This is a genomic window from Nostoc sp. (assembly GCF_036916575.1).
Taxonomy (GTDB): Bacteria; Cyanobacteriota; Cyanobacteriia; order Cyanobacteriales; family Nostocaceae; genus Nostoc.
Genome location: NZ_JBALGC010000069.1, coordinates 1 through 6,859, shown reverse-complemented (window position 1 = coordinate 6,859; position 6,859 = coordinate 1). Strand labels below are relative to the sequence as shown.

General features: G+C 40.6%; 8 protein-coding genes. 1 reads left to right on the top strand and 7 read right to left on the bottom strand.

Going from position 1 to position 6,859, the window contains the following annotated elements; translation table 11 throughout:
- Positions 1-124: 124 nt before the first annotated feature.
- The gene (locus V7L29_RS14740; RefSeq protein WP_334735952.1) at positions 125-1,009 is read left to right on the top strand and encodes a hypothetical protein; all 885 of its coding nucleotides are present in this window, start codon (positions 125-127) and stop codon (positions 1,007-1,009) included.
- A gap of 406 nt (positions 1,010-1,415) precedes the next feature.
- Here the strand turns inward: V7L29_RS14740 and V7L29_RS14735 are convergent, their stop codons facing one another.
- The 7 genes from V7L29_RS14735 to V7L29_RS14705 all read right to left on the bottom strand — a co-directional run bounded on the left by V7L29_RS14735 (position 1,416) and on the right by V7L29_RS14705 (position 6,570).
- Positions 1,416-1,619 carry a hypothetical protein gene (locus V7L29_RS14735; RefSeq protein ID WP_334735951.1) on the bottom strand — a complete coding sequence of 68 codons (204 nt, stop codon included), beginning with the start codon at positions 1,617-1,619 and terminating at the stop codon, positions 1,416-1,418.
- An 8-nt stretch (positions 1,620-1,627) separates the two neighbouring features.
- The gene (locus V7L29_RS14730; RefSeq protein ID WP_334735950.1) at positions 1,628-1,924 is read right to left on the bottom strand and encodes a hypothetical protein; all 297 of its coding nucleotides are present in this window, start codon (positions 1,922-1,924) and stop codon (positions 1,628-1,630) included.
- Positions 1,925-1,926: 2 nt separating this feature from the next.
- Positions 1,927-2,118: a hypothetical protein gene (locus V7L29_RS14725; protein WP_334735949.1), complete on the bottom strand. Its 192-nt coding sequence runs from the start codon at positions 2,116-2,118 to the stop codon at positions 1,927-1,929.
- A 36-nt stretch (positions 2,119-2,154) separates the two neighbouring features.
- Complete coding sequence (locus tag V7L29_RS14720) at positions 2,155-2,373, bottom strand: hypothetical protein (protein ID WP_322733892.1); 219 nt, start codon at positions 2,371-2,373, stop codon at positions 2,155-2,157.
- A gap of 331 nt (positions 2,374-2,704) precedes the next feature.
- Positions 2,705-3,130, bottom strand: a complete 426-nt coding sequence (locus V7L29_RS14715; RefSeq protein WP_334735948.1) for a hypothetical protein — start codon at positions 3,128-3,130, stop codon at positions 2,705-2,707.
- A 90-nt stretch (positions 3,131-3,220) separates the two neighbouring features.
- Positions 3,221-4,693, bottom strand: coding sequence for an ATP-binding protein (locus V7L29_RS14710; protein ID WP_334735947.1), 1,473 nt, complete (start codon positions 4,691-4,693; stop codon positions 3,221-3,223).
- Entirely contained in the window at positions 4,693-6,570 is a 1,878-nt protein-coding gene (locus V7L29_RS14705) for a transposase family protein (protein ID WP_334735946.1), read from the bottom strand. The genes V7L29_RS14710 and V7L29_RS14705 overlap by 1 nt, the downstream gene beginning before the upstream one ends.
- Positions 6,571-6,859 lie beyond the last annotated feature (289 nt).

Here is a 6,859-nt window from a genome sequence, read left to right as displayed (position 1 = left end):
AACTGCTTGATTTCTGATTTTTTAATTTTTTGGCTTTGCTTGTTTTCAACTCAGTTTCCCTGAGTCATTTTCTGCTTTTTAGTCTAAAGTCCAGTCACAAGAGACACTACAAAAGCACTTGCATTTGTGGCATCCCACGCGCTACATCTTAGATCCGTGGGTAGAAAATAGCTCAAACCCTTATCAATTAAGCAATGACGGGCAATTTAATAGCTTTCCCAACTCATTTGCAAAACAAAGTCCTAAAAACCCTTATAAAACGGAAAATGACGGTCATTCTTTTTATATGAAGGTTTTTTGTAAATGTTTACCGCCTGCTGCCGATGCCCCTACAGGGCAGCAGGCGGTAGTAAGTTTTGAAGAAGTTGCTGAGTCTGAAAGAGAATTGTTTGTACCACAGGTACAAGATGAATCTGAGGAAATTAATACTAATTCCGAAGAATTGAATTTATTACAGCCAGAAGATTTGTCTTTAACTTCATCTGTCAGTAATTCTGATAATTCATTAGTTTATTCAAATATTATACAACTGGATCAAAACGTTAATCAAAGTAATTCAGATAAGGATTTTAAATGCCTTTCTAACTCCAACGCGGCTGAAAATTATAATAACAAAAACTTATTAATCAATTCTGTTAGTATTCCACCTACTGGGCCTACATCTGCAATTGTCCCGCCTGAAATGTCACAAAAAGCCGAAGTTAGCGAGCAAAGCACATCTTCAGGCGACCCAGCAACAACTCTCGCTTTGTCAGAACTGAAGAATCTGACTAAGTTGCGACTCCAAGCAGCATCCCACGCCAAGCGTGTAGCTAGAGAGTACTGCCTGATTGCACGATGTTTAATTGGGGGCAAAGAACGCGAAAGACTGGAGCAGAGTGCCAAAATGCAATTTTATCTCGATTCAGGTAACAAAACCCTAATTGCAGAAGCCAACGAGTGGGCAGTTGCCAATCCTGGGTGTTTACCGTTTTCGTTGGAGTTAGCGTTTCAAGAAGGTGAGACATGATAGCTGGACTTTTCTGGTTGTTTATTTTTTTGCTGGCATAGGCGCTGAAATAATCTTTCACTTTGTCAAGTCCCCTGTACTGACAGTTAGGGGATTTACTTTATACGTGTTAACGAGAGTATAAGTATAATTCCATATCTAGTAAGTGATATGGAGTGTGATTTGAATCATAAAATAAACTTTTAGCTCAAGATATGCTTCAAAAAAAGTTAACCATTTTATGCTTCAGAAATCAGCGTCAAAGTAGAAAAATCACATCTACCAAGTAATTGCAGCACTTGATGAGGGATTATCGTTGCGTCAAACAGCAACACAAGCGGCGTTAGGAAATGGTGGTTAGCCGATGAGTAATCAACTTGGCAAGTCTAGTAATTGATTATTAGCTATATACAAAATCTCCATTTTGTCATTTCGCCTTCTGAATCCCTTTACCTGCGTTGCCGTAAGGAATTGTGTCACCACTTTCATCCACAATTTCAATGTATCCATTTGGGTGAAATTCTGGATAGAGATAATACTTTACAATACCAAATTGCTGAAATGGCTTACACTGTTCATCGTGCGATTCAAAACTTACCCGATTGCCGGGTTTTAATTTTCTTTTACCCATCTATTTTATTATTCTAGTTTGGTAAATATTTTTTCAGAGGATTCAACAAAATAAGATAAGTATTCTTTAATCAATTTAATATCTTTACTTAGTTCTGATTTTGTCTGTTTCGTTCGAGATAGAGCGCCATACAAGTAATCATTCATTGATTCAGTATTACCTCCTTTTATCTCCTCTTTTAAATTTTCTAAACATTCAATCGAGTAATCAAGGCAACTTATATGCTCTCCAAAAGTATCTAGATAGCATTTTATTTGAGCTAATGTTGCATCAATATCAATTTTGTCTGCTTTGTTTAAGTGCATAGTCAAAATTCCGTTTTGATATTCGGTATATTAGGTAAGTTATGTGATTGATTTGCAATTTCAACAAATAAAACAGATGCTTCTTCATTTTCTGAAGAAGCAATGAGTTCCATTTGGCTATCAAAAATCAGAAATTTTAACAATCCCTCTGTAACAAAAGGTGTATCTAACAAAGGGAAACTTAAATTATTCATACAATAAGTTGCATAATTCCCTTTTGAACTAATAGCCTAGCCACGGTTATTCTTAATTTTTTCAACTACCTGTTGGGGTGTTAATCCCACAAAATCCTGACAATTGCTTTCATCAACTAATATTGGATTCAATCCTTGATTTATAAGTTCCATGTGAATTGAGCCTATCCATAAGGATTGAGCATTAGCGTAAAGATTTCTGAATCTACGCTCCATTTCCTCTTCAAAGCTTTCTACTGATTTACGACGAGCCATAATTCATAAGATGCCACATCTTAGATTAAAGTTTATCACCAAAGGGATTAGTATATGGGTTCTTTCGTGTGTACTCAAAAGGGAATTTGTGATAAAAGGCGTTTCCCCACCTCCATTTGAAACTTTGCATGGATAATGCTTTAAGCCTTCCTTCTGTTTTGTATACAATTGCGTGATAAGGCCTTGTAGAATAACTTTTCTTGATTAATGTAAGCATTTTTCAAAATTCCCTTTTTGTCACATGAACGCTGAAAAACTTATGCGGTGGTTGGGTAGATGCCATCCCTTCCAGCAGAAGCAGAGAATGGAATAGTTTATTTTCTGGAAGTCCTTAAATGGCTGGTTGTTTGACATTTTGATTATGCGTATTTAAGTCTTCGATAATGACAGAATAATTAGAAAATTCATTGAATTTTAATTCATTAATAAAACCAATTAGAGCAAATGGACATTTACAACCCAAAGCTTGTTTTAGAAAATCAGTATTTAGGTGAGATGATTGGCAGACAATCTCAAAAATATCTTCGCTAGTTAATTCTAGATTTTCATCTAATTCCAATATTTGCGCTTCTATTAAGTTAACTAGCTTTTTAATAGAGAAACAAGTTCCGATTTCGGTAAAGTAGCCTTGAAAATCAATTTTTATAAAACCTTTTTCAATTTCTACTGTTAATCTAAAGCGAGAGTGTGGATAATGATCTGATGAAATTTTTGCGGCTGTTAATTCAAATTCTATAGGTAAAGTAGATAAACTCATTAATTAATAATTTCCTTGAATACTGATACGAACTTTATTGAAAAACTGATACCCTTGATAAAAACTGTTTACTACTGAATTTTTTGATGTTCACTGAAGTCCTACAGTATCTCGTTTGGGTTTGCGTTGCCCAACACGTTGGGAAGACTTTTTAGGCGTTTCCTGTTGAGTTGCGGCTTCATCATCAATCGTCTTCTTTTCTACCGTGTGACTGGCGGTAATATTTGTTTCTAGTGGTGTCTCGCTAATTGAAGAATCAGCTGGTTTTGTCTTCTTGCGAGTTTGTTTTTTCTTGGGGGCTGGCTCGATAGGAATTTCATCTGGTGTTGTGGAAGCCGTTTCATCGGCCGTAGAACTAACGGGCTTTTTACGAGTCCGCTTTGTTGGGGATGGTGGTTTGTCAGATTTTGAGGGCGATGCAACCACATCTGCTGCGCCCTTTGATAAATCCACCGCAGTTTTTAGCACAGATGTAGAACCCATTCCCATCTGTAGCAAATGCCACAAATGTTCACGACGACTTTCCATGTAACTAAGTTTTTGTTCACCCTCAGTAGTATTCAGCGCCATGCGTTCACATTGGGCAAGAGAGAGCGTATGTTCATGGAATTGTTCTAAACTCAGAGTATCGTGTCCATCATGTAATGCCGCCGCCACAGTCCGTATAAGCCAGTCCTTAAGTACCCCAACACAACCAATGGAACGTTCATAGAAGTAAAGCCAATGCTGCATTAGTTGCGGAACATCCACATTCATAGGTATTTGCATCAGGAGTGCCAATAATGCGGATTGAAAGTCTTGGCGGTCAAGTTCATTCTGATACAAATAACGCGGAAAATGGATATCCAGTCCCCGCCGGGATGCTTGACCACTTAAATTGCGAAAATTGAGCAGTTCGTAAGTCCCAATCAGAATGTGTAGCACACGCGTAACATTGGTCATGGACTTAATCCAGTCTAACTGGTCTAAAAGCTTACCAGCACTAGCACCAGTCCCAATCTTCATTAAGTGCTGTGCTTCATCCAAAATCACTGCTCGTACACCACGTTTGGTCATTACCTCTTCTAATGCGTGACGCAGTTCAGGCGAATCATTAAACTGTGCTGTTTTAGTCCGGGAGCGTCCTTTTTTCTCCCAGGTCTGCTCCGCATCAATATCGATCAGCATCCGCCGCTCATAGAATGGTTCTCCCAAAAGTTTAAGTGCAGTGCGGTAATAATCTGCCCGATTAAACACCCCACCGTCAGATGGTCGTGTTTCTAACAGCAATAATGGCATCGGGGGCTGACTGCCGTTATGATAGCTCAAGGAGTTGGAAACACCCGGTAACTGTTCAGGGACATTCTTATTTAACCGTTTAGCAATCTGGCGAATCATCGTTGTTTTACCCACACCGCTTGGCCCATACACCAACACATGAGCAAATCCGGCGGGTTCTCGAATCGCACGCATCAACAACATATCTACTCGTTCTAACTGGGGATGTAAAACTGCATACTCCTTAAACTGGGTAAGTTTGAGGTGCATTTGGTCGCTTCCCTTCCCGGTTAAAAAATTGTCCATTAACGGTATTCCCTTAGTATCGGCAGTCGTGTGAGATCCAACAGTTCAACGTTTTGAGACAGTGCTGGCAATTGTTCGTCATCTTGACTGTGTGCTTCCATAGCCGGCTCAGGAATGCTGACTGTGGGGAACTGGGGTACACCTTCCTTATTGGGCGTTAAATTTTCCAGTACCCCAACCGCTTCCAAATCCCGTAATCGTTGCATGAGCAAGGTTTCATGCTCTTGCACTGCCGCGATGAAGTCAGCAAGGCGTTTGGCAGAGATATTTGTACTCACAGCATTACGCTTATCTTGCTGTCTGATTTCTTGGGCTGCTAACAGCACTTCTTTCTCCGTGCGTCCGGCAAAGGTGTTGTAATACTGGGAGATACATTTGACCCATCTTCCCTCCAGGTACGCATAAGCTACACCCATATCAAAAGGGTCATAGCGCACACTAACTTTGGTCTTTTCGACAACCGGATTGCGGAAAGCATCGTTCCAGTAATAAAGATAATTGACTTTAATTCCCTGTCCTGGCTGGACTTTAGCGTTGCCTTTTGGTGTGCTAGGGCGTGTTGCCATGAGGAAGTCTTCGTTGTATGCAATGCGTCGGTGTTCCCTCTCCCCAGTGGCAGCGATAGCGTCGGTATAAACTTGTAATGGTGTCTCACCCAAGGAATCATGTACGCTCGTGTCATAAATGGTGTATGCCCACTCACACAGGTATGTATATAAATCTGCTAATGTCCAAACAGCAAGTTGTTTGGGGTCAACAACCTTGGTTAATTGACGTGGCTGCTTACTGGCTTGGGTGTTGCCCAGTAAGTTAAAGATAAATTCCGTATTGGTTGTACCGAATAATCGCTCAACTACTGAGCCAAAACGAGGTTTAGCACCGGGTCTTGTTTTTTTAATGCAGTGGTACCATGCTAATAAGGTATCAAAGTAAACGCTATGAAATTCCTTGCCGCCATCTACAACTACGGATTGGGGGAAACGACCAAAACGCTGGATACACAACCGTAGTGCCATCATGCAAGACCTGTAAGAAGGTGGGTCAAAGGTAAGATAAACTGCTAAGATGCGTCGGGAGTAGGCATCAATCAGTAATGTCAGCCAAGGTCGTCCTAAGTTCCGACCAGAAACTTTAGAGCGTAATTCGATATCGAGTTGGGTGTGGTCAAGATGGCAGATAGCAAAGGGGCGGTCTCCGTGCCGGGGTGTAGTTTTAGCTAGTTCTAAAACAATCGGTTCGGTTGGGTATGCGGCTTTTGCTCCCTGACGTTTTAAAGTCTGCTCATAGATTGGACGCTTTTTTAGCCGAGTATAAAATGTGCGCTGACTCAGTGGAGGGATGTTGGCTCTTTCGCAGGCTCTTGTATATGCCCGATAAACGGAAGCGGCTGGAGCTTGTCTTGGTGTCTCGAAGTGTTCTGTAATAAATTTATCCAGTAAAACGCTGGCATCTGTTGGTGCTTTGGGTAGGCGATTTCCTCTATTATTTGTACGTGGGAGCAAACCAACATAACCGCAACCAAAAGTGGCTGACGCTTCCCGAAACTGTTTTACCCATCGAGATAAGGTGCTTTGAGGTATGTCCTTCCCTATGTCTGTGTGATGCTGGAAATATGCTTGTACTAGATGAAATCTGCGATTGGCTCTTTGTAGATCCGCAGGCGAGGCGGCATCCATCAATTCACGCACTCTCTCATTGATGGTTGTTTGTTTTTCTGAGGTGAGAATGTTGATAGTGCTACTGTCGAATAATTGCAGAAAAAATGCTGTGGGCAATTGCATTGGTTGCCCAACTTCGGGTAGCAGTGTGGTTGTAGTCTCGCCCAAGTTAACTAAAGTCCAAAGTTGTGAGTCCCAGACTAATAAGGTGTTAGGCAAGAGTGTTGTGGGTGAGGTGATTTTTCGATCAACTCTCTCTCATGATTTGATTCAAAGTTTTATGTTGTGATTAGTGAGAAAGCCCGAAATTACGTTAACTCTTTCTCGATTTATGGTTCAAAATTTTTCCCAAATTATGATTCAAAGGACAAGAATCCCTAGCTGACTATGTTTTGCGGATCAGGAAGGGACTCAATTTAACTCAGTTTGAGTTAGCCGATGCTGCTGGTATTCATTCTCGGTCTGTGGGGAAGATTGAAGTGGAAAGCCTTATAAAGATGGAAGTCAA

Excerpts from the sequence above, each read along its gene's own strand:
- V7L29_RS14710 (WP_334735947.1), bottom strand. The coding sequence starts at position 4,693 with ATGGACAATTTTTTAACCGGGAAGGGAAGCGACCAAATGCACCTCAAA.
- V7L29_RS14730 (WP_334735950.1), bottom strand. The coding sequence starts at position 1,924 with ATGCACTTAAACAAAGCAGACAAAATTGATATTGATGCAACATTAGCT.
- V7L29_RS14725 (WP_334735949.1), bottom strand. The coding sequence starts at position 2,118 with ATGAATAATTTAAGTTTCCCTTTGTTAGATACACCTTTTGTTACAGAG.
- V7L29_RS14720 (WP_322733892.1), bottom strand. The coding sequence starts at position 2,373 with ATGGCTCGTCGTAAATCAGTAGAAAGCTTTGAAGAGGAAATGGAGCGT.
- V7L29_RS14715 (WP_334735948.1), bottom strand. The coding sequence starts at position 3,130 with ATGAGTTTATCTACTTTACCTATAGAATTTGAATTAACAGCCGCAAAA.
- V7L29_RS14735 (WP_334735951.1), bottom strand. The coding sequence starts at position 1,619 with ATGGGTAAAAGAAAATTAAAACCCGGCAATCGGGTAAGTTTTGAATCG.